27 protein-coding genes are annotated in these 25515 nt (G+C 59.1%); 15 read left to right on the top strand and 12 right to left on the bottom strand.

The annotated features are described in order from the left end of the window. Nucleotides 1–173: 173 nt before the first annotated feature. The gene (locus ABIZ35_RS09600; RefSeq protein WP_348219671.1) at nt 174–485 is read right to left on the bottom strand and encodes a hypothetical protein; all 312 of its coding nucleotides are present in this window, start codon (nt 483–485) and stop codon (nt 174–176) included. A 167-nt stretch (nt 486–652) separates the two neighbouring features. Here ABIZ35_RS09600 and ABIZ35_RS09595 point away from each other — a divergent pair, with 167 nt between their 5' ends. Then, nucleotides 653–2485, top strand: a complete 1833-nt coding sequence (locus tag ABIZ35_RS09595) for a M48 family metalloprotease (RefSeq protein ID WP_348219670.1) — start codon at nt 653–655, stop codon at nt 2483–2485. A 6-nt stretch (nt 2486–2491) separates the two neighbouring features. On the opposite strand, the gene ABIZ35_RS09590 is transcribed toward ABIZ35_RS09595, so the two are convergent. After that, nucleotides 2492–2710, bottom strand: coding sequence for a hypothetical protein (locus ABIZ35_RS09590; protein WP_348219669.1), 219 nt, complete (start codon nt 2708–2710; stop codon nt 2492–2494). A 59-nt stretch (nt 2711–2769) separates the two neighbouring features. Between ABIZ35_RS09590 and ABIZ35_RS09585 the strand changes: the two genes are divergently transcribed. Continuing rightward, nucleotides 2770–3459: a pentapeptide repeat-containing protein gene (locus ABIZ35_RS09585; RefSeq protein ID WP_348219668.1), complete on the top strand. Its 690-nt coding sequence runs from the start codon at nt 2770–2772 to the stop codon at nt 3457–3459. Here ABIZ35_RS09585 and ABIZ35_RS09580 read toward each other — a convergent pair. After that, nucleotides 3456–4235, bottom strand: coding sequence for a DUF3592 domain-containing protein (locus ABIZ35_RS09580; protein ID WP_348219667.1), 780 nt, complete (start codon nt 4233–4235; stop codon nt 3456–3458). The two genes, ABIZ35_RS09585 and ABIZ35_RS09580, sit on opposite strands and share 4 nt — an antisense overlap. A gap of 178 nt (nt 4236–4413) precedes the next feature. Between ABIZ35_RS09580 and ABIZ35_RS09575 the strand changes: the two genes are divergently transcribed. Beyond that, nucleotides 4414–4896, top strand: a complete 483-nt coding sequence (locus ABIZ35_RS09575) for an SseB family protein (RefSeq protein WP_348219666.1) — start codon at nt 4414–4416, stop codon at nt 4894–4896. A 19-nt stretch (nt 4897–4915) separates the two neighbouring features. Here ABIZ35_RS09575 and ABIZ35_RS09570 read toward each other — a convergent pair whose 3' ends face one another. From ABIZ35_RS09570 to ABIZ35_RS09560, 3 genes are read right to left on the bottom strand one after another with little or no spacing between them, the layout of a single operon-like run. Then, entirely contained in the window at nt 4916–5653 is a 738-nt protein-coding gene (locus ABIZ35_RS09570; RefSeq protein WP_348219665.1) for a class I SAM-dependent methyltransferase, read from the bottom strand. Between the two features lie 9 nt (nt 5654–5662). Next, nucleotides 5663–6874: a glycosyltransferase family 2 protein gene (locus tag ABIZ35_RS09565; protein WP_348219664.1), complete on the bottom strand. Its 1212-nt coding sequence runs from the start codon at nt 6872–6874 to the stop codon at nt 5663–5665. After that, nucleotides 6861–8564, bottom strand: coding sequence for a hypothetical protein (locus ABIZ35_RS09560; protein WP_348219663.1), 1704 nt, complete (start codon nt 8562–8564; stop codon nt 6861–6863). The genes ABIZ35_RS09565 and ABIZ35_RS09560 overlap by 14 nt, the downstream gene beginning before the upstream one ends. Nucleotides 8565–8671: 107 nt before the next feature. Between ABIZ35_RS09560 and ABIZ35_RS09555 the strand changes: the two genes are divergently transcribed. Next, nucleotides 8672–9721, top strand: coding sequence for a glycosyltransferase family 87 protein (locus ABIZ35_RS09555; RefSeq protein ID WP_348219662.1), 1050 nt, complete (start codon nt 8672–8674; stop codon nt 9719–9721). A 22-nt stretch (nt 9722–9743) separates the two neighbouring features. On the opposite strand, the gene ABIZ35_RS09550 is transcribed toward ABIZ35_RS09555, so the two are convergent. Beyond that, nucleotides 9744–10868 carry an acyltransferase gene (locus ABIZ35_RS09550; RefSeq protein ID WP_348219661.1) on the bottom strand — a complete coding sequence of 375 codons (1125 nt, stop codon included), beginning with the start codon at nt 10866–10868 and terminating at the stop codon, nt 9744–9746. A gap of 345 nt (nt 10869–11213) precedes the next feature. On the opposite strand from ABIZ35_RS09550, the gene ABIZ35_RS09545 reads away from it, so the two are divergent. Both ABIZ35_RS09545 and ABIZ35_RS09540 read left to right on the top strand, forming a co-directional pair. Then, on the top strand, nt 11214–11540 hold the full coding sequence (locus ABIZ35_RS09545) for a hypothetical protein (RefSeq protein ID WP_348219660.1): 327 nt from the start codon (nt 11214–11216) through the stop codon (nt 11538–11540). 80 nt (nt 11541–11620) lie between these two features. Next, on the top strand, nt 11621–12181 hold the full coding sequence (locus ABIZ35_RS09540) for a hypothetical protein (protein ID WP_348219659.1): 561 nt from the start codon (nt 11621–11623) through the stop codon (nt 12179–12181). Between the two features lie 7 nt (nt 12182–12188). On the opposite strand, the gene ABIZ35_RS09535 is transcribed toward ABIZ35_RS09540, so the two are convergent. Beyond that, nucleotides 12189–12512 carry a YbjQ family protein gene (locus tag ABIZ35_RS09535; protein ID WP_348219658.1) on the bottom strand — a complete coding sequence of 108 codons (324 nt, stop codon included), beginning with the start codon at nt 12510–12512 and terminating at the stop codon, nt 12189–12191. A gap of 200 nt (nt 12513–12712) precedes the next feature. On the opposite strand from ABIZ35_RS09535, the gene ABIZ35_RS09530 reads away from it, so the two are divergent. The 4 genes from ABIZ35_RS09530 (at nt 12713) to ABIZ35_RS09515 (ending at nt 14461) form a co-directional block, all read left to right on the top strand. Next, nucleotides 12713–12964, top strand: a complete 252-nt coding sequence (locus ABIZ35_RS09530) for a hypothetical protein (protein WP_348219657.1) — start codon at nt 12713–12715, stop codon at nt 12962–12964. 219 nt (nt 12965–13183) lie between these two features. Next, nucleotides 13184–13621, top strand: a complete 438-nt coding sequence (locus tag ABIZ35_RS09525; RefSeq protein ID WP_348219656.1) for a hypothetical protein — start codon at nt 13184–13186, stop codon at nt 13619–13621. Nucleotides 13622–13636: 15 nt separating this feature from the next. Then, nucleotides 13637–13972 (top strand): hypothetical protein, encoded by a 336-nt coding sequence (locus ABIZ35_RS09520; RefSeq protein WP_348219655.1) that lies wholly within the window; start codon nt 13637–13639, stop codon nt 13970–13972. A gap of 57 nt (nt 13973–14029) precedes the next feature. After that, nucleotides 14030–14461: an Imm1 family immunity protein gene (locus ABIZ35_RS09515; protein WP_348219654.1), complete on the top strand. Its 432-nt coding sequence runs from the start codon at nt 14030–14032 to the stop codon at nt 14459–14461. 69 nt (nt 14462–14530) lie between these two features. On the opposite strand, the gene ABIZ35_RS09510 is transcribed toward ABIZ35_RS09515, so the two are convergent. Continuing rightward, complete coding sequence (locus tag ABIZ35_RS09510) at nt 14531–15286, bottom strand: hypothetical protein (RefSeq protein WP_348219653.1); 756 nt, start codon at nt 15284–15286, stop codon at nt 14531–14533. 268 nt (nt 15287–15554) lie between these two features. After that, nucleotides 15555–17735 carry a glutamine synthetase III gene (locus ABIZ35_RS09505; RefSeq protein WP_348219652.1) on the bottom strand — a complete coding sequence of 727 codons (2181 nt, stop codon included), beginning with the start codon at nt 17733–17735 and terminating at the stop codon, nt 15555–15557. Nucleotides 17736–18049: 314 nt separating this feature from the next. Here ABIZ35_RS09505 and ABIZ35_RS09500 point away from each other — a divergent pair, with 314 nt between their 5' ends. Then, complete coding sequence (locus tag ABIZ35_RS09500; protein ID WP_348219651.1) at nt 18050–18487, top strand: cupin domain-containing protein; 438 nt, start codon at nt 18050–18052, stop codon at nt 18485–18487. A 79-nt stretch (nt 18488–18566) separates the two neighbouring features. Here ABIZ35_RS09500 and ABIZ35_RS09495 read toward each other — a convergent pair whose 3' ends face one another. Together ABIZ35_RS09495 and ABIZ35_RS09490 are read right to left on the bottom strand one after the other, a co-directional pair. Further along, nucleotides 18567–19520, bottom strand: coding sequence for a hypothetical protein (locus tag ABIZ35_RS09495; protein ID WP_348219650.1), 954 nt, complete (start codon nt 19518–19520; stop codon nt 18567–18569). 116 nt (nt 19521–19636) lie between these two features. Then, a complete protein-coding gene (locus ABIZ35_RS09490; RefSeq protein WP_348219649.1) occupies nt 19637–20977 on the bottom strand; it encodes a hypothetical protein in 1341 nt (446 codons plus the stop codon). 416 nt (nt 20978–21393) lie between these two features. Between ABIZ35_RS09490 and ABIZ35_RS09485 the strand changes: the two genes are divergently transcribed. The 4 genes from ABIZ35_RS09485 to ABIZ35_RS09470 all read left to right on the top strand — a co-directional run bounded on the left by ABIZ35_RS09485 (nt 21394) and on the right by ABIZ35_RS09470 (nt 25452). Beyond that, nucleotides 21394–23193 carry a hypothetical protein gene (locus ABIZ35_RS09485; protein WP_348219648.1) on the top strand — a complete coding sequence of 600 codons (1800 nt, stop codon included), beginning with the start codon at nt 21394–21396 and terminating at the stop codon, nt 23191–23193. Beyond that, nucleotides 23186–24157 carry a carboxypeptidase-like regulatory domain-containing protein gene (locus ABIZ35_RS09480; protein ID WP_348219647.1) on the top strand — a complete coding sequence of 324 codons (972 nt, stop codon included), beginning with the start codon at nt 23186–23188 and terminating at the stop codon, nt 24155–24157. Before ABIZ35_RS09485 ends, ABIZ35_RS09480 begins: the two co-directional genes overlap by 8 nt. Before the next feature lie 224 nt (nt 24158–24381). Continuing rightward, complete coding sequence (locus tag ABIZ35_RS09475) at nt 24382–24894, top strand: TadE family protein (protein ID WP_348219646.1); 513 nt, start codon at nt 24382–24384, stop codon at nt 24892–24894. Nucleotides 24895–24906: 12 nt separating this feature from the next. Beyond that, the gene (locus tag ABIZ35_RS09470; protein WP_348219645.1) at nt 24907–25452 is read left to right on the top strand and encodes a TadE/TadG family type IV pilus assembly protein; all 546 of its coding nucleotides are present in this window, start codon (nt 24907–24909) and stop codon (nt 25450–25452) included. Nucleotides 25453–25515: the final 63 nt, after the last annotated feature.

Here is a 25515-nt window from a genome sequence, read left to right as displayed (position 1 = left end):
TTAAGGGTGGGAGACCGGACCAGCCGCAAACCCGTCATTGTCCACAACCATGTCCGATTATGTCCAATTATGACCGATTATGTCCAAAAGAGAGTGGGTCAAGCAAGACAAAGCCCGGATGCCGTCTCGTGATCGACGGCGTCCGGGCTTGCGTAGTGCGGCGATTCTTAATCTTAATCGGCGTCCCCGTTATGTCCAAGGTGTGAGAGGTGGCTGGAGAGGCGCCCGGGTGGCGCGTGGCGCAGGACATAGGCGGCGCGGTCCGGGTCGAGCAGAGGGAGGACCGCTTCGGCGCGGGAGTCGTCGAGCCAGTTGAACAGCGCGAGCATCTCGTCGTCGGTAAGCCCCTGGGTGGCGTCGGCGATCGCCTGCGGAGTTTGGTTGACGAGCGTGGCGGTCAGCGCCAGATGGCCGCCCTGGCTGAGCGGCTTGCGCAGCGCGGCGCATAGGCTGTCGTAAAGAGTATGGCGTACATGCACAGACATAAGCGGAATTCCTTGCTCCGGACGAGTTCTGTCAAAGCGATTTTGGAATGACTTGCAATTGTACCAGATCGCTCGCGGATTATCACAGAGTCTTTTCGCGTGCTGACCCGAAACGCAAATCCTGCGCGTATGCAGGATTTATAGCCTGCTTGCTAGTAATAGCCAGCATGAAACGTCTGCTTCCTGAGATCGTCTGTGTTGTCCTGTCCTTAATGTTCGCGGCGCACTCGGTTTGGGGGCAGAGCAGCGACGGGCTGCTGGAGATGAGAACCACGCGCACGTTCGAGATCACCCTGCGCGTGGTGGTGGACCGGCAGGGCGGCGCGCTGGTGATGCTGGATCGCGAGGGCGGCGATGCGCTCATCGCCGCAAGCTCCGCAGCGGCGGTCGACCGGGCGCTGGCGCAATCGCTCGGCGGATCGCTGCGGCCGCTCGGCGGCTGGACCGGCCGCCAGATGTCTCGCAGTTGGAGCGTCACGCGGCGTTCGACCGATTGGCTGCGGCGCAAGGGACTGTGGGCTCAGGGCGCGATCAATCCCGACCCACTGCGCCCCCTGATGCGCGCCGCGCACATTCCCTATTTGATTGTCGAGGTCTCGCCTCGCAATGCGCCGCGATTCACCGCATCCGTACCCCATCCTCAGCGCATGCGCAGCGGCAATGTCTACTATCGTCAGACCTACTTTGAGTTTCCCCAGCCGGGACCGGAGTTGGCGCGGCTTTGGAAAGTTCATTCGCGGAAGCAGCCGGCTTTGACCGTACGGATGGGCTATACGCCGGCGGACCTGATCGGCGTCGCTGCGCCGCTTGCGCTGGTGCTGCTTCTACCGGTGGTCGTGACGCTCTGGATGCGCTCCCGGGCGCTGCGGGTCATCGCGGCGGGCGAGGTGGATTCGGCGACCGTGCTGTTTGGGTTCAATCGGTTCCTGCAGCAGATGATCGTCGTTGTGTGGCTGCTCTGGCTGCCGCTAGACTACGGCCTGGGACTGCGCTCAGTCCTTGAGTTCTTTTGGGATGGCGCCCTGCGCTTCTTACCGCTTCCGTTTCTTGCGTATTACCTGCCGGCGCTGACCACCGTCGCGTGCACGCTTCTCGCACAGCCAGTCTTCCAGCGCGTATGGGACAAACAGCTTGGAGGGGAAAACATCGTCAAGGATTCCCTGATCGCTCTGGCGATGATCTTGCCGCTGGTGTTCTACTCGGTCGCCGCTTCATATTTGCTGGAGACCCCCATGACCGCCGCCGCATGGGCGGCTGCGGGATACGCGGCGAGCCGAGGGGTAGGCCTGCTTGGCAAGCGAACCGTACTGCGCGTGACTGGCGGCGAACTGTTCGACAAGGCGCAGCGGTTTTCGTCGGCGTCGGGGTTGCCCCCCGCCAGCGTGCTCGTGCTGCCGGGCGCCGCCGGGAGTTTCGCCAACGCCTTTGCGACGACAGGCAATCGTGTCCTGCTGACGAAATATCTGCTCGATTCGCTCAGCAAGCGCGAGGTGGACGCCATCATGGCGCATGAAATGACGCACCTGAGATATAAGCATCCCATGATCCTGGGAGCGACCTATCTCGCCTCTGCGGGTCTTTCGATCGGGGCCGCGTTTTGGGCCGCGCTGCACCATGTCCCGGCGGCGTGGCTGGGCGTCATTCAATCCGCAGCGCTTCTACTGAGCCTGTTTGGGCAGACGATGCTCGGGCGCGCTTTCGAGCGTGTCGCCGACGCCGGCGCGCTTGCGCTGACCGGCGACCCGGTGGCATGCATGACGGGATTGGGGAAGATCACTCGACTGAACCGAATGCCGATGGAGTGGGGGAAGTGGGACAAGTACTGGCTGACGCATCCTTCGACGGCCCAGCGGTTTCGGGAGATTGCGAAGCGCGGCGGGCTGACCGAGGATCAGGTCAAGGCGGCCATGGAGGCGGCCGGGACGGAAACGACCGACGATCGATACACAATCGCCGTTCGTCCCGCCGCGCCGACGCAATCGGCGGCGCCGGCTGTTTAAGGGAACTTATCGCTTCGGCGCCGGCGGCCATGTGTCGTCGCGGGTTTCTTCGGACACATTGCCCTCGGCGGGAGCGGCGGGAGATTTGCGGGCCAGCACATTGGCGGCGGCGATGGTCAGACCGGCAACCACGAGCACCATCAGCGCGCCGATGAGCATGCCGGAGAGGGAAAGGTCTATCGGCTGCGAGTATTGGTGGGCATGATCGAGAAGGCGCAGAGGCATTCATCTCTCCTTGCGCGATCCATATCGCGTTGGGCAGGCGTCCGATAGGAACATCGGGTATGCTTCTTAATTATACCGAAGTTACATCGAGCCTTAACCCAATGACCCAGCAAACCATCAAAAAGCCCAAGCTGCCCCAGAATTATGCCGGCGGCGACCTGCCCGGCGGCGTCCTAGAATCGGAGCGCGTCTACGAATCGCTGCATCTGACCGACGGCGATTTTTCAGAGCAGGAAGCCGACAATCTGGAAATCTCTCGCTGCTTAATCCAGCGGGTGAACTTCAGCGGCGCATCGCTGCGGAAGATCCAGGTGAGCGATGCGCGGTTTCAGGAATGCGATCTTTCGGGCGCGGATTGGAGCGACGGCGGCGGGCAGCGCCTGGAGATGGCCGGCTGTCGCACGATCGGCTTTTGCGCGAATGAGGCGTACTTTCGGGATCTGCGCTGGAACGATTGCAGCGCATCCTTCAGCGTATTTCAGCAGACGCGGTTCAAGGGCGCCCACTTCGAAGGCTGCAATCTTCGCGAAGCGGATTTCTACGGCGCCGATCTCACCGGGGTCGTCTTCCACAATTGCGACCTGACCAAAGCCCGCTTCACCGAGGCCGTCTGCGTCAATACGGACTTTCGTGGGTCCACCATCGAGGAATTGGTGATCGGCGTTCGGGAGTGGCGCGGCGCGATCCTCGATCCCTTCCAAACCATCGTGCTGGCCGGACTGCTGGAGATACAAGTGAGAATGGATTAAACGCGTACGCCCGTGAGCAGAAAGAGCGGGCGGTTGCGCCAGGGGCGCTGGGGATCGCAGAGCACGGGCAGCCGCTGGGTGATATCGAGGTCGTAAAGCGCGGACCAGGTTGTCTGGACTTTATAAATGCGTCCCGGCGGACCGACGGGGATGGTATAAGAGACATAACAAAGCGGCATGGAATTTTTGTAGCGCGGGTCTTCACTCGGGACTGTCTCACGACCCATGACCGTTCCGTATACCGCGACGCCGTCGCGCATCAGCGCCAGCTGCTCCTGAAACGTCCACTCCACTGCGCCGGCAAAGAGGCCGACGATGCAAAGGGTCGCCAGGCAGCCCCAGAACCACGCCTTGCCTTGCCGCGCAATCCGTTCGTCGGTGATCGCGCCCAGCCGGTAGGTGTGTGGGCTGGACGGCAGATATGTGACCAGAAGCTTTCCGCCGACGACTGCGGAGCTCCAGGTCTGATAAGTAAACGTGCTGTGATCCTGCACTAGCGTCTGGTTGACATAGAACTCATAGTTCATACGGTAAGACGTAGTTTTGCCGTGACGGATTGTTTTCTCGGTAATCAACGCGCCCATGATCCGCCCCTGAGATTGGAGCGCATGCAAGTCCTTTAGGTCACGCATGCCCAGCCAGAGGACGAAGAAAAACGCGCCGGCCGTCACGAGCGCGCAGATAACGCGCGTCGCCTGCGCCCGTGTGGTGAATCGCGCTGGGCGCGGCGGTCGGGAGATTTCATTTGTCGATTGGGCGGCGCTGGTTTCCATCATGTCGTTCATCCTTAAGTTTCTCTGCTGGTGAATATGACACGGGAGCGGCGAAATTGTTGCGCGACTGGCTGTCGGCGCGTTTTTATGTTACACTGTGCGTATCTTAACGCCTGCTTAGGTGAAATGCGCTTGGGAAAGACGTTCTTTTTCTTTACGAATTATGGCTAACTGGAAATCGATGAAACGCCCGCAGTCGCGGGAAGCAGCGGTGATCATCGCGCCGGAGGCTCCGCCCCCGCCCCCGCCGCCGGCCAGCCGTCTCGCCGCCGCGCTCATGGACGGTGACCGCACCGGCGACAAGCGCCTGTTCTATGAGGTGTTTTTGGAGTCCAAGCTGCTCGTGCCGCTGCGCCGCGAGCCTTCGTCCTCGCTCAATCCCCGCCTATCGGACCTGAACTATTTGATCCGGGTGTGTGAGGGCTGGCCGTCGCTGCTCGGCTTTTCGGACGTCGAAGCGCTGGATGAGTTCTTTCCCGCCCCGCGCAAGGTCGTCTGCGCCACACTCGACGCACGGGACCTGTGCCGGATCGCGATCGGCCAGGAAGTCGACCAATTACTGATCAACGCCGCCGGTCCGGTCGGGTTCAGCCTTTCGCCGCTGGAGTGCCAGCTGCTCGCTGCTGGTGTTATTCCGGAAGAGGGGATGGGCGCCCGTCGCTGAGAAGCGCGGTCACAAAATGCTAAGGCTGGGGTTTGCGGCAGAGGAGCTGATACTGAGTTCCGAGCGGCAATTGCGCCAGCGACGGCTCCAGGGGCCGCAGCGATGAGAGAAAGCGCGGGAAGATGAAGTAAAAGTCTTGCCGGATGACTTCAAAGCCCTGACCTTGCGCCAGACGGCGCGCGGCCGGAGGGGAGACTTTGACGACGCCTTTGTCAAACGGACAGCGCAGCATAACATATTGCGTGCCCAGGTTCCAGGGGTTATTCTCCCACAATGCAAAGATCCCGCCGGGCTTGAGGCAGCGAAAGATATAAGCCATCACCTGCGCGCGCTCCGCCGGGGGCACATGGTGAAAGGTGCCGTTGCAGTAGACGATGTCTGCTTCGCCCATGGGTTCGTATTCGTCGCAGTGAAAGAACGATGCTCCCGACTGTCCGTACTCAGCGCTCGCCACTTGAAGCGATTTGTGCGAGACATCCAGCCCAAGGACCCGTGACGGTCTAAGGATCTCCTGTAAGAAGGGCGTCGCCGATCCCGTCCCGCAGCCGTAATCGATGACCGTCCCCGTCGAAGCCCCGAGGTCGGGCAAGCATCGCCCCAGCCATTCCACACGTCCCCGCGCGAAGAAGTTCTTGTCCTCTCCCGAGACTGCAATTCCCTGCGCTAGCGCCGCGTCGTAGTCGTCCGCAACGGCGTCGAACACGAGGTCGGCGCGCGCCGGGTCGATCTGCGGATCTTCAATTTTCACGGTTGCCATAAGAAAATCCTAACGCCGTTTCAGCCGGATCAGGCTCATCAAGAAGCTGCCGAGAATCGTCTGGTGTCCCAGCGCGGTGAGCGTGGCGCCGGGAATGACCCAGCGCATCGTGTGTGGATAATTGAGGTGCTGAAAGTCGATCCGCGCCCATTGCAGTACGGCGCAGCCCAGCAGCGCGATCCCGGTGACAAGCGCCGCAGCGCCGACGATCAGGCCGCGCTCCAGCGTGACGGTTTGATGAAACCGATCCAGGCGCGGATCGTCGGGCAAAAGCTGCTCGCTGACGGCGAATGTTTTCGAAAACACGGCGAACAGCACGGATTGGTATCCGCAGAGCAAGAAGAGGCTCGCGAACATCAATGTGTGAATGTCGAAGGTGACGCCAAAAAGATGCATGGCGGGCATCGCCACCACGTATCCGAGCAGCCCGGCGGCGATGAGAAATAGCCCAGGAATCAAAAACAGCCAGCGCGGGCTATAGAGCAGGAAGAAGCGCAGGGTCCGCCAGCCGTCGCGGAACGTGCGCAGATGCGGCGCGTGCGCCTTGCGTCCGTCCGGGTGCAGGGTGATCGGGACCTCCGCGATGTTTGTCGCGCCAAGGCTCGATTTGATGATCATCTCCGTCGCGAATTCCATCCCGGTGCAGCGCTGGTTCAGGCTCTCATAGTGCGTCTTGGTAAAGCCGCGCATGCCGCAGTAGACGTCGTGGATCGGCGCGTGGAACCAGGTCCGGGTCAGAAACGAAAACATCGGGTTGCCGAGCCAGCGGTGCAGAAACGGCATGGCGCCCGGCGCGACCGTTCCTCCGCCCGAAGGCAGGCGGCAACCCTGGACCAGATCATATCCCTCGGCGAGCTTGGAGTAGAACTTCGGGATCTCTAAGAAGTCATAGCTGTCGTCGGCGTCGCCCATCAAGACATACTTGCCGCGCGCCGCCGCGATGCCGCCCATCAGAGCGCTTCCGTATCCCTTCTGAGACACGGGGACGACCCGCGCGCCGTGCGCCCGGGCGATGTCCTGAGACCCATCGGTGCTGCCGTTATCAGCGACCACGATCTCCCACGCAATATCCAGCGTCGAGAGGGCGCGGCTCGCCTTTTCCAGGCAGACGGCGAGGGTATCCGATTCATTGAGACAGGGCATGACGACGCTGAAGTCGACTGACCGCTCATCGTGTTCGGAGACCAGCCCGGATTGTGATGAAGAATTATTTTTGATCATAAGGGCTTACCTGAGATTTCCAATGGTTCCGGTATAACAGCCAGACTTTTCTGTGCGGAAAGGAGCGCCGAACCAGCGCGTTTTGTTCGGGATCGAGATCCCGAACCCAGACGATCTTGGCCTTGTCCATATCCGCCGCGTTGTACACCCACTCGTCGCGCCAGTTGTGATCGGGACCGTACCGAACAAACACAAGCTGCTGGCCCGGTTCGCGCTCCAGCTGTTTTCGGACTTTGACGTATCGCTGTCCGCCGCTATGGCGGATGTCCGCAACGGCGTCGCTGTATGCGCCAAACACGCTCAGCAGACAGACGGCGCACACGATCCGGCGGACCGAGCGTCCCGTGCGCGGAGCGGGGCCGCGCCAAAGGGAGAGCTGCCGCAGCGACGCCACGATCATTAAGGCCGTCAGCGGCGCCGCCGCCGCGTTATAATGTGAATTGAACCATGTTTCCGTCAAAAGCGCAAGGATCTGCACGCAAATGATCGCGCCTGCCCGCCGGAGCCACGGATCGCGCTTCAGCGCGGCGGGCAGCATCAGGAGCGGAACGATCAAAATCAGCTGATAGGCGCCTTCGAATAGGCCGAGCCATGTGAATTGCCCGGTGTTCGCCAGCTGCTCGCCACCCATGGAAAACGAATACTGGCTCATCTGCAGGAACTTGAAGCCGCACCATTCTAGATATCCTCGCGGATTGTGCTGCTGCTGATAGAGAGGAATGTTTGCGTCCACGACCATCTCACGCATCGGCGCATTATGATACGCGATCATTGGGCGAAGCGGCTGCCAGAGCATTGTGGGCACAACCCCATACTGCTTCTCGTAGACCATATACGGCAGCCGCAGCGCACTGCCCGTGATGGCGGCGTTGTAAAACCCTGTCCCCAGGAAATTTAGCGCCAGGACGACGCCGACCGCCGCGCCAAACTTCGTGATCTCTCGCCGCTTCTCGTTTCGCTTTGGAAAGAGCGCTATCCCGAGAAAGATCAGTGCGGCCAGCGCCGTCACGGCGCCTTCAAACGGCCGGCTGTTGGCGAGCAGAGCGATCCCCACGCCCATCACCACTCCGAGCGTTGCGCTGGGACGGTCGGAAGCGCGCCGCCAGGCGCCGAACAGCAGCGCGCCGCCCAGGAATGCGATGCCTCCGCCCCAGTACGACTGGCCCCAGTCCAGCATGGTCGGCTGGATCGCGGCGAGGACGCCGCCCAGGAGCGCCCATCGTTTTGGGAGCCACGCCTGGAGCATCCAGACCAGCGCGGCGCAGGCCAGAGCCATGACGATCCACACGCCCACGATGGGAAGCCCCGTCAGCACTTCCCCCAGCGCGAGCGACAGACCCTGGGCCGGCGGGTACTTTGCCTGCCGGGTGGGGGACTGAAGCTCGTGAAATGTCTCGATACTCTTCCAAAAGACTTGCGGCGGGTTTGTCAGTCGTCCATGCGCGTACGTGTCGCCCGCGAGCAAATAAGCAAACTCATCGTGCTGCAGCGGCGCGGGAGGCCCCGCAGCCGCGCAGACCAGACCATTCAGAGTCAGCGACACGAGCGCCGCCGTTAGCGGTCCCGCCCATCCCGTCCGCGCAAAGCGCGCGAAAGCGCGCTCGATGGGCGCGGCGATTTTGAAGGATCGGTAGCAAGGGAGGACGACGACCGTCACGGCAAAAAGTAAGAGTGAAAGAAGCGAGACCATTAGGGTGGCGTGAACCTGTCGTCATCTATGTGCGCCCAGCGGCGTTTCTCACTATACCACAGGATTTGTCTTCATGCCAGAACGCTGGAACTGTGTTACAATAACCTATGTCCTTGGTGAAAGAACTTACGGGATCGAAACTGGTGCGCGCCATCTTGCTGCTGACGGCGCTGCTGCATCTCGGAATACAGCTGTTTTACTGGCTTCCACGCGTCTGGAGCCGGCAGGATATCCAGCGGGATATGACCGTCTACTATCAGGCGGCGCAAAAGGCGCAGGCGCATCGGCCGCTTTACCATCCGCTTGTCAGCAACGCCCCGGATTTCAATCGGGGCGCCTATATCTATCCGCCGCAGTTCGCCATTGTCGTCTCACCCGTCGCCCATCTGCCGTATCTCACCTATGCGCGATTGGTTTATCTTCTGGAGATCGCCGCGTTTTGGAGTTTCGCGCTGGCGCTGGTCATGCTGGCCGGCGCGCGCCGCACGGTGGAAAACGTGCTGCTTTGGGGCGTCCTGCTGGGGATCACGCCCGGCACATCCGAAGCGATGACCCTGGGGCAAGTCGACCCGCTGCTCTGGGCGCTCTTTGGCTTCGCGCTGTGCACGCGTCATCGGGGCTTGCTGCTCGGGATTTCGGCTCAGATCAAGCCGTTCGCGCTGCTTGTGGTTGCGATTGCGGCGTGGCGGGAGCGGGGGCGTGTGCTGTGGCCGGCGGCGGTGGTGATCGGGCTGGGCGTGCTGCTGGGCGCTGCCGTCTACGGCCCGATGTCGTTTGTGCGCTGGGCGCAGTGGGGATTGCCGATCCCGACCCAGGGATCGTTTGACCCCAACAACATCTCCCTCACCTATGCCGGCCTGCGTCTGGCGCGGGCTCTCGGCTGGTGGGTTTATATGGGTGGGGAGCTGCCGCTGGGCGCGCGTCTCTATCTCGCCGTCTCGGGGCTGCTGGGCGTGGCGTGCGCGGCGTATTGGGGGCGGCGCCTGACACCGGCGATGCATTACGCCGTCACTCTGGTCGTGGGAGTGCTTTGCTCCCCGCTCTGCTGGATCACCTATCTGCCGCTCGCGCTGGTCCCGTTCGCGCTATTCATTCAGCAGATGCGCTCTCCAGCAGAAACGCCATTGGAGCCGGAAGTTCTGAGCGCCGTAACCTGAACCAGGCGCTGATGCGAACGCGTCAATACGGGAAACGCCGCTTCAGGTCGTTGATCGGTCCTTCCAGGTAGCGCCAAGAGAGCGCGGCGCAGGCGTAGGTGAGCGCAAACGCGGCGATGGGAAGGAAGGCATGATGGTAAGCCGCCAGCGCGGGAACCATCGCGCAGATCATCAAGGCGAAGTTGTGAAAGAGATAAAGGCCGTAGCTGATTTTTCCCAGATGCGTCGCCGCGCGATGTGAGAAAATGCGCTGAAGGCCGCCGCCGGCGCCCCGCCAGAGCATCATCACCAGTCCGGCGAACGCCACCGCCAACAGCCACTGTCCGGCCGCCGCCGAGAACGCCTGCGCCGCCCGCGCCGGCGCCCCCGCCATCAATAGGACGGGAATACAGAGCGCGCCGCTCGCTAGAGCGAGCCGCTTCAGCCGCTCCTCTCCCACTCCCAGAAACCCGGAATCCCGTTCGACAATCGCAGCGGCGATCCCCACAGTCAAATAGTCGAACTGCATCGGCGAGAGATACTGGAAAAATTCATCGCCTGTTTGCCAGCACCAGACGCGCGCAATCGCCAGACCGACCCAGAGCGCCACAAATCCGATCGCCAGACGCCGCAGAGGAAGAATAAGGACCGCCAGCGGCGCGATCAGGTAAAAGTGTTCCTCCACGGAGAGGGACCAGAGGTGCGAAGCCCCGCCGATCCATGCGTGCTGTAAGTAGACGTAGAGGTTTGTCAGGTAGAGCGCGTGCCATACGATCGCCGCCGGCGGGTCGTACCAGATCATCCCCGCCACTCGGCACAGCGCCAGGCCGACCAGCAGAGCGTAATAGACCGGGAAGATCCGCAGCGCCCGGCGAATATAGAAGATTTTGAGACGGCTTCCCAGGGAGCCATGGCCGCTGTCTTTGAGGCCCAGCAAAATGCGGCCGATCAAAAATCCCGACAGCACAAAAAACAGCGGAACGCCGTACTTTCCCCACTGGACCCAGTCTTTGACGATCGGCGCCTGGTACTGCGTGTGATAAAGAAACACACTGAGAAAGGCCGCAAATCGCAGTCCATCCAGCGCGGCGTTGTGGCGGGGCGGGGCGGCGGCGTGCTCCACGGAACTGTCATCGGTGGCTTTGGAAGGCGTGGTGAGGACGCTCATACGAGCCCCATATCTGTATGCATGGTCTCATTATACATCAGTTCCGGGAGGATCCTGAGAATCACAAAAGCCTCCCACAATTTGTTGGGAGGCTTTTGCGATTCTCGGTTTTTGACGTCTGGCGGCGTCGGCAAGAGATGGATTTGAAGTCGTCAAGCGAGATGTTTTATCTCTTTCGGCTCCTCACCGTACTCACATTTTAATTATTGCGTTTGGAACAATATTTTGTAGGGTAGGTTGCAATAACTGGTAATGACGCTGGGATCGCCTTGCGCCTGTGTTTTGATTTCCGTGTTCGGTGATATGATATCTTAGTCATCGGCTTCGAAGACGAAGGAGAACGTTATGGATTTCGGACAAATCGCACAGATACTTTCAGCAAACCCGGAAGCGGACCAGCAGCAGCGTGGATTTCTTCAGGAGGCAATGAGCGTGTTGTCCAGCCAGGGTGTGAGCCCGGACGCCGTGGCGCAGCAGGCGGGGGTGTCCAGCGCGAACCCAAGCCAGCTGCCGCATCAGGACTTGATCGCGCTGTCAATGCACTTGCTGGAGCAGCATCCGGAGGTCGTTCAGCAAATCGCGCATCGCTTCCCCGCCGCGCAGGGAGTTCTCGGTATGCTGGGCGGACAGAGTACAGAAAGCATGCTGGGTGGTCTGCTCGGCCGCCTGTAAAATCCATTTTCAGCAGGAGAACGGGCAGGAGACGGTGAATACTGGGGCGACTTGTCGGATTGCCGCCCTGGAGACCCGCCATGAACTGCACCCTGACCCTCGACGTCACCGCCCCCGATGGTGAGCTTGCGCGCGCGGATGAATGTTACGCCACGCTTCAGCGTGAGATCGAGCTGCCGTTTACGCCCGTGATCGGTCTGACGATCGCGCTGGAGCCAGACATCCCCTCGCGCAAGCAGAAGCAATACGGAAAGTTATTCGGCGCCGTCGAAGACTTCTCCGGCCATTTCCAAATCGAGCGCATGATCTACGAGGTCGAAACCGGCCGCTTCGTGCTGCGTCTCAGCCACCGGTTCGAGCCCACTCTTGACGGTTTTTACGCCCAAATTAAGTACTTAGAGACGTTCTTCGACTTCACGCTGCTGGGCAAACTGCGCCGCGGCAAGCCCGCCGCCACGGTGCCCGGCAAGCTGCGCGAAGTCGACAAAGACATCTGGAGCGTGGTGCTGACCTGCCCGTACTGCAGCGAGCAGCACGAGCACCCGGTCACGCATCCCCAGGACGCCGGCCTTCTTTTCTTCTGGGCGCGCTGCGCGAACGCCCGCCGCCAGAAGAAATACTTCGTCGATATCGCGTCGTAATCTCAGACTATCCCTTGCGCACGAGTTTCACCGCCGTGCCGTAGGCCAGCACTTCCGTGACAGACGTTGTGAACTCCGTGGCGTCGTAGCGGGTCCCAATGACGGCGTCGGCGCCGATTTGCTGGGCGTGCAGCACCATGCGGTCGAAGGCGTCTTGCCGCGCCTGCTCGCAGACCTGCGCGTAGGCTTCAATGTTGCCGCCAAAGATCTGATTGATGCCGCCCAAAAATCCCTGCGCGATGTTTGGCGACCGCACCACGATCCCTCGCACCACGCCCAGATACTGCCCGATCGCATGTCCTTCGACTTCATTTCCCGTTGTCACCAGCATTTGCACGTCCTCCTCATTCCGCTCGCAATTTCTCTGCTATCGAATATGACACATCCCACGCGATTTCGTTGCATCGTCAAGCCGGCGAGCGCACAGTTATTCCTATGAATATTATTGAAAAACGTGAAACACCGTCCCATTCTTTACGTCCTAAGAGTTATCAACTGCGAAATATGGCTCGAAAGAGAAAGGATATCCCAATGTACGCGACACCGATGTCTTACGAAGAATTCTCCGGCGGCGACTTTAGTTTCATGGCCCAAGTGCGAGCTTTCGGCCCCTGGGCTGTCTGGTCCGCCGCCCGAGATACGGATTTCTTATTGTTTCTGGTGAACGAAGACAGCCACGAAGCCCTGCTCTGCGAGTACGAAGACAGTACGGAATGCTTCGGCGACATGGCCCTGCTGCGCTGCATCCCAGGCGGCGTTGAAAACAGCCCATTGGCGGCGTAACCGTGCTTATGGATTAAGACTGCCTGCTGCATGAAACAAAATCTGTGAGAATTGCTGTAAGATAAGCTATGAAGTTCTAATGATGGAGATGCGCGTCCTATGGTAAAACGCGACATACGAGACTTGTACGAACGCGGCCCCGCCAGGCCGCGTTTGCGTGCGCGAGATCGATTCAGAATCGCCGCCGCAATCATCGTCGTCGGTGTTTTGATGTGCTGTATGCCTCTGATTCTGTTCTTTGTAACAGTGCTTGTTCCTGCGAAAATGGAAGTCGCCAGTCCCTCGGGAATGGGCAGTGTGATCTGCGCGCATGAGCAAGGCAGCTTTCAGGGAAGCGCCGTCTGGTTTTCCGTAAGGGACCCCAGGCACTCGTCGGCGACGATTGCCATCGGAGGACCGTATGAGTCTCATGGCGATGTCAAAGCCAAAGAAACCTTCTGGTCCGGCGATGGCTCCGTCGTCGCTGTCAATGCGAGTGTGTGGCAGGGTTCGCATAACATTTATCATGATTACTTCGTCGCTGCCTATGACTTTCAGACCGGCCAGCGTATCCTGCCCTCGGGGGATGACCGTGTGCGATCCGAGGCAGTAGAGGCGCTGTTCAAAACGCGCGGCGGCAAGGGGAGTGTCGCTATTGAGACGCCTTATATGATTTAGGAGATTGCTCGCCTCATGTTTAAGCGTGTCGCCAACACCAGCGCCAACATACTGTTAGCCTTTGCCGCTTTGGTCCCGGCCTATTTGAGCCTGCGCTATCTGCTGTTCGATCGTCTGAAGCCAAATTCCAATTATCCTAAAATGCAGAATGATCTTGGCGGCCTCTGCATCGCGTTCCACGCCTTTCTGTTTTTGGTCTTTCTTAGGGTTGTTGCGGCTCGTGGTTTCTTTATCAGTCGCTACGGCGGCGTCAAAGGCAATTCCGTTTGGGTCGGGACATCGATTGGTCTATTTGCCGCCTGGGTGTTTGTTTTTATGCTTGGAGGCGGAGCGAATGGTTTTCTGGACTAACTCCGTTTGGTCCATGGGGCGGACGTGCATTGCCCCGCAATCTGCTATAATCCCCTCATGTTCGTCACCATTATGAAAGCCTATGGCTTTGTCAACAACCGCCACACCATTGTCCGTTTGAACAAACCCGATTGGGAAGATATCGAGGTCGCGATCCGGCGTATGGAAGGTAAGTTTTATACCAGCGTCAATATCTCCAAGAGCGCCGAGACGGAGAAGGACGAGATCTTTACGCTGACGATCGGCGGGGGGCGCAAAGATCAGTACGCCGTGTCGGTGAACTTCGAATCCAAGCACATCATTCACAATCTCGTCGATCCCATGCGCAGCATGCTGGAAGTCGTGGAGGTGCCGATTGGCGTTGAGGCGTTCCAGGTTCCATTGCGTGAGATCGTGACGCTGGACATGGCGCTCCAGGGAGCACGGACGTTCGCGGAAAGCGGTGAATTGGATTCAGAGCTAGTCTGGGATAAAACGCTTGTGATGTAATGGACGGATCTCGTCGGATCGAAATGATGTAGGGACGCCGCAGTGGATCGCAATGATCCGTCGCGGCGTTTATTTTTGCGGGATTTGATGGGGCGTGAGAAGGAGAAAGCCCGGAATGGTCTCCCCGGTCTTGGTGTCATACTCCGTTCCTGTTCCCAGGACAACTCCCTTGTCGTTGACGCCGTAGAGGCGGCTGACGGATGATGTGGAATGATCGGCGTCTGCATAGCGGATGGGCCGGGCGCCCGCGCTGATGACGAAGTTTACGGCTGTTCCGGAACTCCCGATAATCTCCCCTTTGTGATTGATCTCAATCCCCATTGAACTGCTGTCCGGCGGCTCGACCATCTCGACTCTCAGCTCCTGGATCCTGCCGCTGGGGGTGACCTGGAAGGTATGGAAGACGGGTTTCGCCTGCGCCAATTCCTGCCTCACGACCTGTCCTCTGTGGTTGTCCGAGATCTCGTGAATGGATATTTCCGTCAGTCGCGCCATCGGGAACGTCGCCCCGGATTGTGGGTTCCGAGCGAATGTGTTCGGCGGCATCGTCTGATGTCCATGCGCCATGGCCGACGCCGCCATATCATGGAAGCCTGTCTTCGAATCCCATTGGAATGCATGGGAGATATTTATGCGCGGATAGGAAGAACTGTTATAAATCCCGCTGACTTCCCCCTGATTATTGAATCCGGTGATGGTAATGGCGCCGTGATTCGGAGCGGAAACAAAATTCCGCACGTACTCAATCTGCGCGTGTGCGGGAGAAACAAAACAAAGAGCGATCCCGAGGGTTGCGATCCCATGCGCGGCGCTGCGTTTTTTCATAAGACGTTTCCTTTGGTCGATGATTAAGTATATCGAAGCAATCGTGACGGCGGCGTGACGATTGACTGAGAAAACGTGACGGATGAAATTTTCTCATTTCGTCACAATATCAAATTTTTCAGCTTGCCTCCCATGTGATCTTTCGCGATGATCCCATTTAGAGAGATGGTTCCAAATGGCGTGGACTTTATACTGGCGAGTGCGTGTTTAATTGACAAAAAAAGCCCGTCCCCTCGTGAGAGGCGGACGGGCTTTAGCGTTTGGAGCGTTACTTAATGAACAGCATTTCCTGGAAGGTCGGGAGCGGCCAGAGTTCGTCGGCGACGACACCTTCGAGGGCGTCGGCGGCGATGCGGACTTCGAGCATGGCGGGCAGGACATGGTCGCGGAAGTGCGTGGCGTGGGCGAGTGTGTCGCCCTCGTTTTCATGCGCCATGGCCGCTTCCAGCGTGGCGATTCCCGCTTCGAGGTCGTCGGTCAGACCGATCACCTGGTCGAGCAGGGTGGTGCTCGGGGTCTTGCCGATGTTCTTCAGGTTGATCGCTAGCGACGCCAGCTGCGACTGATAGGTCAGGGCGGCGGGCAGGATTTTGGTTTTGGCGATTTCCAGGGCGAGCATGGACTCCGTGTTGATATCCAGGCAGTATCGGTCCAGCCAGATCTCGTAGCGGCTTTCGACTTCGCGCTCGGACAGGACGCCGTACTTGCCCAGGACCGCGATGTTCGCGGGGTCCGTCAGCGCCGGAAGGGCGTCGATGGTGTTGCGCAGGTTCGGCAGGCCGCGCTTGGCCGCCTCCTCATGCCAGTCTTCCGAGTAGCCGTTGCCGCCGAAGACGACCGCGCTGTGATCGGTCGCGATGCCGGACAGAACCGTCTGGAGGGCGTCGTTGAACTTCTCCGGATCGCCGGCCATCTCCTTTTCGATCTCTGTCGCGACGAAATCCAGGGACTCGGCCACGATACAGTTCATCACTACGAGCGGCCACGCGATGGACTGGTTGGAGCCGACCGCACGGAACTCAAATCGGTTTCCGGTGAAGGCGAACGGGCTGGTGCGGTTGCGGTCGCCGGCGTGGCGCGGGAGGGTCGGCAGGGTGTCCACGCCGATCTTCAGTGTGCCCGACGCCTTCGAGCTGCTGGCCTTGCCGTCTTTCAGCTGATTGAAGATATCTTCCAGCTGTTCGCCCAGGAAGATCGAGATGATCGCCGGGGGCGCTTCGTTCGCGCCGAGGCGGTGGTCGTTGCCGGCGGACGCGACGGAGGCGCGCAGCAGGGTGGAGTACTTGTGTACGGCGCGAATGGTCGCCAGGCAGAACACCAGGAACTGCGCGTTGTCGTGCGGGTTCTCGCCCGGATCGAGCAGGTTGCCGAGCTTGCAGCCGAGCGACCAGTTCACGTGCTTGCCCGAGCCGTTGATGCCGGCGAACGGCTTTTCGTGCAGCAGACACGCCATGCCGTACTTCGCCGCCATGCGCTGGAGGGTCAGCATGATGATGTGCTGGTGGTCGTGTCCGAGGTTGGCGCTTTCGTAAACGGGCGCGATCTCGAACTGGCCGGGAGCGACTTCGTTGTGGCGGGTCTTGATCGGAATGCCTTGCTTGTAGAACTCGTGCTCGGCCTCCATCATGAACGCCAGGACGCGCTCGGGGATCGCGCCGAAGTAGTGGTCCTCAAACTCCTGACCCTTGGGGGGCTTGGCGCCGAAGAGGGTCCGACCGGCGTTCAGCAGGTCGGGGCGGGCGAAGAAGAAGTTGCGGTCAATCAGGAAGTACTCCTGCTCGGGGCCGGCCGACGCCGTCACCATGCCGAAGTCCGAGTGGCCGAACAGCTCCAGAACGCGCGTCGCCTGCAGGTTCAGGGCCTGAACGGAGCGAAGCAGCGGGGTCTTGTGGTCCAGCGCCTCGCCGGTCCAGGAAAGAAACGCTGTCGGGATACAAAGTGTGTTGCCGTTGGGGTTCTCGTAGATGTAGGCCGGGCTGGTGACGTCCCACGCCGTGTAGCCGCGCGCTTCGAAGGTGCTGCGGATGCCGCCCGAAGGGAACGAGGAGGCGTCCGGCTCGCCCTGGATCAGCGCGCTTCCGGCGAACTGAGCGATCGTGCCGCCGTTGCCATCCGGATCGAAGAAGCTGTCGTGCTTTTCCGCCGTCAAGCTCGTCAGGGGATAAAACACGTGCGTGAAGTGCGTGGCCCCCTTCTCCAGCGCCCAGGTCTTCATCGCCGACGCCACAGCGTCGGCCAGGCTCGCGTCGAGCGTCTCGCCCTTTTCGATCGTCCGCTGCACGGCCTTATAGACGGGCTTGGACAGCAGCTCGCGCATGACCTTGTCGTTGAAGACATTCGTTCCATAAAGCGAGCGCGATGTTTCCCCCTCCAGGTCGATCGCATTGACGAGGGGCTTGTAATTGATAACTGCGGAAATGGCTTCTTGCCTGCCGGTTGTTGACTTCACTGCTGAACATTCTCCATTCTTATGGTCGACGCAAACAAAAAAAAGCCACGCAATGAAACCAGTCGCCCCACAAGCGTTTGGGGGACAGGGTTTCAGTACGTGGCTGCATAGCCGAAATCTAACGTCAATGTCAGAGTGAATACTTGCTTATTATGGCGCCAGAAGGGCGATTATGTCAACTCGCTTCTTTTGATATAATGTTGATACATGATGAACGCATATTTATCATGATAGGTCACACAGGCCGCGTAAGATAGCGCATGCCCGCCGGAGAAAGTTCCCACACCGGCGCTGAAAGAAAGGAATTCAATCACATGACCCCAAAAATTCTTGGCCCCGGCGAGGGCCGCATTCTCAATATTCTGGGCGACGCCCAGAATATCCGGCTCTCGTCGGAGGATACCAACGGTTCTCTGCTGATGATCGAGCAGACAAACCCGCCTGGAGTCGGTATCCCCATGCACGTCCACGAGAATGAAGATGAAGTCTTCCATATTTTGGAGGGAAGTCTTGCCTGCACCGTGGGTGGGAAATCCGTGGTCGCCACGGCGGGGACGACCGTGTTCCTGCCGCGCAATATCCCCCACACCTGGATCACGGCGGGAGAAGTCCCGGTCAAAACAATCCTGATCGTGTCGCCCGGCGTCGGCGCGGAGAGCATGTTCGGAGAGCTTAGCCGTCTCCCCGCCGGGCCGCCAGATATGGCCGTCGTCTTGGAGATCTGTGGCCGCTACGGCGTACGCTTTGTCTAAAGCGTCAGAAATAGAGCGGCTGGGCATTCTCGTGTCGGCTGGTAGAGAGCCCTCGTGACCGACGAGGGCTCTCTTTATGCTACGGACGCTCCAGCGTAATCTGCATTTCCTGCCAATGCCCATGCGCGGCCGTGACCATGCCGGGTTTGGCGCCGTATGATTTCAAGAGAAACGTCGCCTCTCCGGTGGCTTCTTTGGGCTCCAGGCCGAACGCCGCGTCGCGATACATTCCGGTTTCTCGCATGCGCAGTGGGCCGCCGTTCACGAGCTTCGCGCTGAGGCGATACTCGGCGACTGGGATATTGTTGAGGTAGAGACTGGGGTCCCACTCTTCTCCCACGGTCCTGCGGACGACGATCGTTCGGCCCTTGCGTCCGTCGATCGTCGGGCTTGTGGGAGTGAAGGTCAGTTCGATCCGGGATTTCGGCGGCAGGGCCTTGGAATTGGGGTTACCCGAGTCCGAGTCGATGCTGTAACCGATGATGACCGTCCCGCCGAAGTAGTTGCCGGAATACTTGGGATTGGCCTGCATGCCCGCGCGGTCCGCGACACCGTAGGGCAGCAGCACCCAGTTCTTCACCGCGCCGTTCGCCGTGGCGAAGCCTTCCGCCTCTCCGTCCGCCGGGCATAACCCCATCGCCGCGATCCCGTCGCCGTAATCGACGGTATAGCCGGCGCAGTAGAAACTCGCCGCCCCCCACGGCGCCTGAATTTCATAGTAACCCTTGGCGTCGGTCTTGCCCGACGCGCCAGAGTAAGCGCCGCCGATGGCTGACGACCGTACGCCGATCACCGCACCGCGCAGGGGATGGCCCTGGGAATCCCGGACGTATCCACGCACGATATTGCGCTTGATGGGGATGTGTACATCCGTCGGCATGGACGGCTTCGATTTGCCCATCACATTAATATTATGTATGGACGACGCAACCTCGACAACTACCGGCTCCGACGCAGGGGGCTCCGCCGCATGGGATAATACTGGCGCCGACAGCGCCATTGCCGCGACACAACTCACAATAAAACGTTTCATTCTTCGCCTCCGGGTAAACTTTGCGCTTCGAAGAGTGAAGCGTGACGACGTTTTACCAGGGCCGCGTGTACAAAACGTGTACGGATTCGTGAACGTGAAATCTGCTGAAAATGAATCTATCCCAGCAAGTCAAACATCTTCCAGCCGGGATGAAACTGCGGGGTGAGCACAAACACCACCTGCTGAATGGCGAGGAAATTCGCGACGATCAGTGTCGCGATCCAGGCGCCCCAGGCGCTCTTCCGAACGGCTCCGCCCATGCGCGCGACTCCCAGATTGATGGCGATAGCGATAGCCGGCAGCGCGGCGAGCATGTAGCGGCCGCCCATGTTGAGCTCGACATCGACTGTCCAGAAGGCGCTTTGCTGGCCGATCAAGACGAAGGCGATGGTTAGTACAGCCGCCCAGGCGAGGAACCGAAGGCCATTCGTCGGCGCGGACGTTTCATCAGCATCCTCGGCTTCAGAAGCGCTGGGCTTCTGGCCTCGGCGCGCGTATCCCACAATCGCGAGAACGATCAAGATCGCCGAGACGGCAAGAAAGGCGAGAGCCCATCCGTAGGGCAGCCACTCCGGCTGAAACCAGGTGCTGATGTACGTATTCTGCAGCGTCCAGAGCGCCGTGCGGAAGACGCCCTGCGGCGGCCCCCCGTGCGCCCCTGCTCGCTGCGCCAGCTCCAGACCCGTGCCCATGTGCGTCGCCGTGTGGATCAGCGGCGAGTGGTAAAGAATGGCGTTTCGGACATACCACCAGCCGCCGATCACAAGATCGAGTCCGGCGATGATTCCGACCCCGCGCAGGCGCTCGGCGCGGGGCGCGCCCGGCCGCAGCCACTGGGCGGCGAGCAGCACGAGCACGATCGGCAGGATATTGAGCTTCGTCAGCGCCGCGATCCCCGCTAGCGCGCCCGCCGCCCAGGGAAGCCAGTTCGGCGGATCGGCGTCGGCGTACAGGCGCGACGCAAGGTAAAACCCGGCGCAGCTGATCGTCAGCACCCAGATATCGGGATTGAGATGCCCCAGGTACATGAAAGTCAGGGGCACAAAGCAAATGGAGGCGACCAGCGACATTTCGCCCAGAGGTTCGTCCGGAAACAGCCGCTTCGCGAGGCGCCGCGCGAACATCCAGAGCAGGGTTCCGGCGAGAGCGAGTACGAACCAGCGCGAGATCTGCCAGCGCATGTTCTCCGGCAGCGACCCTGTCAGGGCGTAAGGCATGCTTTCCACGGCGTAAGCGAACAGCGGATGCTGCGTCTCATAGCCGCCCTCTGCATATTGCGGCGGAGTCCAGACCGGCAGTCGATGTTCGTTGACCAGAAACTTTATGTACTGCATATGCGCCGGCTCGTCTGGCGCCGCCCCCAGCGGCTGGATCACGCTGTACGTGAAGCCGAAGATAAAGTACAGAAGCCCCAGAACCAGCCATGCCAGCCGCCACGTACCCGCTTTGTTTTCCATAGCGCTATTCTACCTCAGGGACCGTAAGCCGCCGGGCGTCCGATTGGCTATAATACAAGTACGCAGCACGTTATTCTTGTTCCCGCCGACTTTTCATTTCTAAAACCATTTCCTCCCACGCCTGACATCGCCTTACCCCCTTCGCTTCACTGAGACGAAGACAGGCAAACTTTGGAGGCGGTGGTCTGCCGAGCAGGCATTCCCAAGCAAGAAGTTAAGGAAAATCTAATTTAATAAGACTGCTCGCCGCATTGAAAAAATGAGTGGCACGTTGTATATTCTAAGTATTAATTATTGTATAATAGTGTAGTGGCTACAGTAGGCGCAGCTTTGCGCCGCTTAGCTGAAAAGATGTATTTTCCTCTAGATTCGCGGAAACTCGGGCCAGCATAGAGACTGGAAGTATAATAAGCGATATGGACTTATCGACCCGAGAAGGAAGACGAAAGCAAGGCGGGCGCATCAAGAGGGCGGCAAAGGACGCGGGACTCTCGCTCGATGATCTGGCCAGCCGTGTCGGGTGCTCGCGGGCGCTGATCTACCAGTATGTTTCCGGTGCGCTGCTGGCGCAGTCAAACCGTTTGCAGGTGATCGGCGAAATCGTCAACAAGCCTCTGGATTATTTTTTCGCCGCCGATGAACCGCCGGTTTCCGAAGCGTCGGCCGAAAAGCGTTCCGACGAGCCTAGCTGGATCCGGGAGCGAGTTCTGAATTTGCGCAAACTCCTTGATGCGTATTCTCTCCCGGCGGATCCACGCGCAATCGCCGATACTTGTCAGCAGATCCGCAGCCTCATCGAAGCCGAGGGTGACGCTCTCGCTATTGCGGAAATCTTATTCAAACACGGTGACGCACTTATTCAGCTCCAGGATTTCGGTTCGGCGAAAGCCAAGTTCCAGGAAGCAGGTTCACTGTTTCGAGAAGGCGGCCGCTCCGGCGCCGCCCTGAGCTGTCTGCAGAGCTTAGGTCACATCAACGTACAGCTGGGACGCACGGACGAAGCGATGAAGCTGTTCGAGGAAGTTTCGCAAGGCCAGTCGTGGCAGCATCGCTGGCAGGGCGCCCTGTCGCTAGGCGCGGTTCATGAAGTACTCGGAAACTATGCGGCTTCTGCGGATCTATTCATGCAGGCGACCGAGATCGTCGAAGAGAACGCCAACCGAGCGGAAACGGAAATCCCCATCCTCTTCATCGAGTCGAATTGGGCTAATCTGGATCTTGATTGGGGAGAGTACACAAGCGCCATGAACCGCGCGGAGCGATGTGTCGCGCTGGCGCAGAAGCTGGGTATTCAGGACCAATATGTCGAAGCCAAATTGACGCGCGGCATCGCGCTGCTTGAGCTATACGAGATCAAGAGCGCATTGTCCGAAGTGAGCACGGCGCTCGATGTATCGCAGCTTTTACGCGATAACCCGCGTCGTTCGATTGCGCTGAGCTATCGCTCGCGATGCCAATCGGCGATTCTTAAACCTGACGAAGCGGTGATCGACGCAAAGGAAGCGCTCACTCTGGCTCTCCGATGCGGAGCAAACCGAGCCGAGGTGCTGGCGCAGCAAGTTTTAGTAGAAGCTTACCTGAGCGCCGGAAACTATCCGGAGGCCCAATATCACATCGATCAGGCGTCGTCGGCGGCGGAAAGCCAAGGGCTTCGTCTGCAGCAGGCTCAGTCGGCCGTGCTGCGCAGCCGTCTGTTCATGGTCACAGGGCAGCTGGATTCCGCCTGTGAAATGGCGCTTGGAGCCCTCTCGATTGCGAACACGCTGGAAGCGAAATCCGTGATTCTCGATGCACATCTTCTGCTTGCATCCACGAACCTTGCACGGAAGCGCTGGGAGGATGCTAGAATACATGCGGACGCCGCAGTAACTCTTGCAACCGCATCTCGCACAATCGTCAGTCTGTGGACCGCTTACTGGCGACTGGCGAGCGCGCAATGGAAACTTGGAGACATGGCGGCGGCGCGCCTCTCTTTTGAATCCGCGCTTGGACATCTTTCGGAATGCCGATGGAGATTTGTAGGGGCGACAGGGCTGGATACGTATTACAACGCCCCCGGAGTGGTGGAATTATTGCAGCGCTGGCTTAACTTTCTCGAGGAAACGGATGAAACTTATAAAGCCGGCAGTCAATCAATCGGACAAGAGTGGTCTGCTCTCGAGCAGTTCGACAGACGCGGCCATAATGCGCGTTCGGAGGCTCTCGGGCGTGACTAAATACTTGTTTGGAGTTAGTCTTGCGGCAATGCTGCTGACAGGATGCGGCGGCGGCGGTGGTGGTGGGCTCAGCGTCACTGGCGGCAGCATCCCTACCGGAACGATCACAGGGCATCTCGCCCTGCCGAGCGGGCAGCCGCTGACCAGCGCAATCGTGACTGCGACCGCGCTGCCCTCAACGCAAGTGTCGGACGTGGTTTCCACGGTCAGCCCTGACGGAAGTTTTTCCGTCACGAATTTACCCACAGGCAAGAATATTGACCTCCGCTTCGCCCAGTCAGGCGTTACGCTGAAAGTGGTGGTTCCGGGCTCACAAGTTCACGGAAATGGAGCTGAGAATATTGGGCAAGTCACAGCGCTCACCACGGTCGTAGCGCAGGCGATCGAAAAAGAAACAAAGAACGCGGATCCTGTAAGCGTCGATCTGATTGTTTCGGGCCAGCTGGAACACCTGCTGAACGAAGTCAAGGCGCAAGGCTCGAGCCAAAGCCAGCAGCAGTTCGAAATTACCGATTCCAACGAGCTGGAGAAATCGGCGACCTCGGCCATCGGCGGTACTGCGAATACAGAGCTAGTCGCTCTCTCAGCGACTCCTCAGCATCATATCGCGGATGTTGCCCTTGACGGGCTCGTAGGTCAAATCTCCGCCATTGGAGGAACAGACGTGAATATTCCGGCACAGCAGCGCGCATCCTTGATTTCGGCGCAGCTCAAGCCGGCGACGTACACGCCCGCAGTGATTGCATCTGCTCTGGTCGCAGCGGGAGCGCCGTCGGCCACCGTCGCCGGGGCCGCCGCCGCCGATGCGGCGCAGCGGATCCAGCTGCCTGCGTGGAACAGTATCAATCCTAAAATAACCCCTTATGAGGCGTTTGCCATCGCGGCGAATCCGACAGGCGCATCGGGCTTTGCCCTGACGCCGGCGCAAGTCAGTCAGTTCTTAAAGAACCTTGGAATAAAATAGACCGCCGCCGACGTGATGTGGCTCGAAGACAACCAAAATAGAATTTGGAAATATCAGAGTTCCCACGTCGGTGTCCCGACCGCTAATCTGTATTGTGATTATTGCTTAAAGCTCGAAAAATATTATCATAATTTTCGCTATTTTAGCAATACTAATGACCAAATACTTCGAGGCCATGAGGTGAGGGAATGGGTTTAAGCGAAGCGATGACCATACGGAGGATTATGAATATTCCAGAGACCGCGGACAACGCCGCGACCCAGCCCGCGATTCTGCTTGCTTGGCCGCGCAGGAGGAGACGATTTCGGCGCGGAGCGGCGCTTATTGAGATGGTCATCGGTTTCACGGTGCTAATCGTGATGATATTCGGAGTCATCGAAGCCGCGCTGTTTTACCAGGACCATGAACTTCTGAATAACATTACGCGTGAGGCCGCAAGGCGCATGTCCGTCGGCGACACCGCTGGAACAACCGGCACCGCAATTCCCAAAGCGCTGCAATGGAATATGGGAAACTCCGCGTTTACGGTGAATACGGTGGGCTTCACAATCGATCAGCCTGCGGATGGATTAAACTCGGGATGGTCACCGCCTCTGCAGAATAATCAGCAAGCCACGAATCGGAAGTGGGTGCGTGTCCAAACCACATACACGCATCGCAGCGTCACTCGGTTCTTCGGGCCAAGCTATATCCTTCATGCAACAGCAATCGTACGTGTGGAAAATGGAGCAAATTAGCAAAGGGGAATTATGATGAAGAAGCAAATATCTCTTGCTTTAAGACGCCGTTTACGCCAAAAAACTCGCGGATCCGTATTAGTGGAGAGTATTTTCGGAGTGATTGTGCTCCTTATTTTCATATTTGGTATCGTTGAGCTTGGCTGGTATTATCGCGACGCCTCCACTCTTAACACGTTTGCGCGCGATTACGCGCGCGACCTCTCCACTGGCATGCCGTCGGAGAGGTCAAGGACGGAGATTATAAACAACAACCATGTCTCCGCAACAAGCCTGCTCCTGCAAAACGGGTTGACCGACGCCAGCTTTTCCGCTTATTACAGCACCGATGGCGGGGTTACGTTTCCTGCGACGCAGATTGTCACGGACGACTCGAGCGGAGCCAAGAATAGCGTTGTGACAGGCAGTCTGGTGATGGTGACGATTAACTATTCGCATAGCCGCATGACCGGGCTTTTTGGAAGTGGATTGGTTCCGATGCAGTCTTCGTCAATTATCTGTAGTTTAGCGGTTTTACCGCTCTCTCTTTTCCTGGCTCACATGGCCTCCGCCATCTGATCAGATTTATTGCGACTTTGCTCGTTCTCGATGGAAGTGTCAAAAACTCCATCTTGATGCTTG

It is taken from the genome of Capsulimonas sp. (assembly GCF_039929585.1).
GTDB lineage: Bacteria > Armatimonadota > Armatimonadia > Armatimonadales > Capsulimonadaceae > Capsulimonas.
This window is presented reverse-complemented; position numbering and strand designations above follow the sequence as displayed.

Bases quoted from the DNA above. Each gene is read 5' to 3' on its own strand.
- ABIZ35_RS09485 (WP_348219648.1), top strand. From the start codon at position 21,394: ATGGACTTATCGACCCGAGAAGGAAGACGAAAGCAAGGCGGGCGCATC.
- ABIZ35_RS09525 (WP_348219656.1), top strand. From the start codon at position 13,184: ATGCCTCTGATTCTGTTCTTTGTAACAGTGCTTGTTCCTGCGAAAATG.
- ABIZ35_RS09550 (WP_348219661.1), bottom strand. From the start codon at position 10,868: ATGAGCGTCCTCACCACGCCTTCCAAAGCCACCGATGACAGTTCCGTG.
- ABIZ35_RS09590 (WP_348219669.1), bottom strand. From the start codon at position 2,710: ATGCCTCTGCGCCTTCTCGATCATGCCCACCAATACTCGCAGCCGATA.
- ABIZ35_RS09555 (WP_348219662.1), top strand. From the start codon at position 8,672: ATGTCCTTGGTGAAAGAACTTACGGGATCGAAACTGGTGCGCGCCATC.
- ABIZ35_RS09510 (WP_348219653.1), bottom strand. From the start codon at position 15,286: ATGAAAAAACGCAGCGCCGCGCATGGGATCGCAACCCTCGGGATCGCT.
- ABIZ35_RS09520 (WP_348219655.1), top strand. From the start codon at position 13,637: ATGTTTAAGCGTGTCGCCAACACCAGCGCCAACATACTGTTAGCCTTT.
- ABIZ35_RS09545 (WP_348219660.1), top strand. From the start codon at position 11,214: ATGGATTTCGGACAAATCGCACAGATACTTTCAGCAAACCCGGAAGCG.
- ABIZ35_RS09585 (WP_348219668.1), top strand. From the start codon at position 2,770: ATGCTTCTTAATTATACCGAAGTTACATCGAGCCTTAACCCAATGACC.
- ABIZ35_RS09600 (WP_348219671.1), bottom strand. From the start codon at position 485: ATGTCTGTGCATGTACGCCATACTCTTTACGACAGCCTATGCGCCGCG.
- ABIZ35_RS09565 (WP_348219664.1), bottom strand. From the start codon at position 6,874: ATGATCAAAAATAATTCTTCATCACAATCCGGGCTGGTCTCCGAACAC.
- ABIZ35_RS09495 (WP_348219650.1), bottom strand. From the start codon at position 19,520: ATGAAACGTTTTATTGTGAGTTGTGTCGCGGCAATGGCGCTGTCGGCG.
- ABIZ35_RS09540 (WP_348219659.1), top strand. From the start codon at position 11,621: ATGAACTGCACCCTGACCCTCGACGTCACCGCCCCCGATGGTGAGCTT.
- ABIZ35_RS09535 (WP_348219658.1), bottom strand. From the start codon at position 12,512: ATGCTGGTGACAACGGGAAATGAAGTCGAAGGACATGCGATCGGGCAG.
- ABIZ35_RS09530 (WP_348219657.1), top strand. From the start codon at position 12,713: ATGTACGCGACACCGATGTCTTACGAAGAATTCTCCGGCGGCGACTTT.
- ABIZ35_RS09470 (WP_348219645.1), top strand. From the start codon at position 24,907: ATGATGAAGAAGCAAATATCTCTTGCTTTAAGACGCCGTTTACGCCAA.
- ABIZ35_RS09575 (WP_348219666.1), top strand. From the start codon at position 4,414: ATGAAACGCCCGCAGTCGCGGGAAGCAGCGGTGATCATCGCGCCGGAG.
- ABIZ35_RS09515 (WP_348219654.1), top strand. From the start codon at position 14,030: ATGTTCGTCACCATTATGAAAGCCTATGGCTTTGTCAACAACCGCCAC.
- ABIZ35_RS09580 (WP_348219667.1), bottom strand. From the start codon at position 4,235: ATGATGGAAACCAGCGCCGCCCAATCGACAAATGAAATCTCCCGACCG.
- ABIZ35_RS09475 (WP_348219646.1), top strand. From the start codon at position 24,382: ATGAATATTCCAGAGACCGCGGACAACGCCGCGACCCAGCCCGCGATT.
- ABIZ35_RS09560 (WP_348219663.1), bottom strand. From the start codon at position 8,564: ATGGTCTCGCTTCTTTCACTCTTACTTTTTGCCGTGACGGTCGTCGTC.
- ABIZ35_RS09500 (WP_348219651.1), top strand. From the start codon at position 18,050: ATGACCCCAAAAATTCTTGGCCCCGGCGAGGGCCGCATTCTCAATATT.
- ABIZ35_RS09570 (WP_348219665.1), bottom strand. From the start codon at position 5,653: ATGGCAACCGTGAAAATTGAAGATCCGCAGATCGACCCGGCGCGCGCC.
- ABIZ35_RS09490 (WP_348219649.1), bottom strand. From the start codon at position 20,977: ATGGAAAACAAAGCGGGTACGTGGCGGCTGGCATGGCTGGTTCTGGGG.
- ABIZ35_RS09595 (WP_348219670.1), top strand. From the start codon at position 653: ATGAAACGTCTGCTTCCTGAGATCGTCTGTGTTGTCCTGTCCTTAATG.